At 61.3% G+C, this 362-nt stretch carries 1 protein-coding gene; it reads left to right on the top strand.

Annotation, left to right across the window (positions count from 1 at the left end; genetic code table 11):
• The coding region (locus HWY30_RS40925) for a diguanylate cyclase domain-containing protein (RefSeq protein ID WP_176079071.1) at positions 1-362 on the top strand (362 nt) is incomplete at both ends.

Genomic DNA, 362 nt, shown 5'->3' with positions numbered 1-362 from the left:
TTCATTGATCTGGACCGGTTCAAGAACATCAATGATTCGCTTGGCCATCACATCGGCGACAACCTGTTGCGCTCGGTCGCGCGGCGCCTTCTGCAAGCCGTGCGCAGCAATGACACCGTCAGCCGCCTCGGTGGCGACGAGTTCACGGTAATCCTCAACGGTGTCAGCAATGTGGCGGATGTTACCCGTGCGATCGAGGATCGTCTGTTGCCGCTCGTTCGTCAGCCGCATGAACTAGGCGGCGCCGCATTGCCGGTGTCATGCAGTGTCGGCGTGGCACTTTTCCCGGACGATGGCGAGGACATCGATACCCTGATGCAGAACGCCGACGCCGCGATGTACCAGGCGAAGGCCGCGGGACG

Origin of the sequence: Paraburkholderia tuberum STM678 (assembly GCF_902833905.1) — a bacterium.
Lineage (GTDB): Bacteria > Pseudomonadota > Gammaproteobacteria > Burkholderiales > Burkholderiaceae > Paraburkholderia > Paraburkholderia tuberum.
The sequence above is the reverse complement of the archived record's forward strand: the minus strand, read 5'-3'. Positions and strand labels throughout refer to the sequence as shown.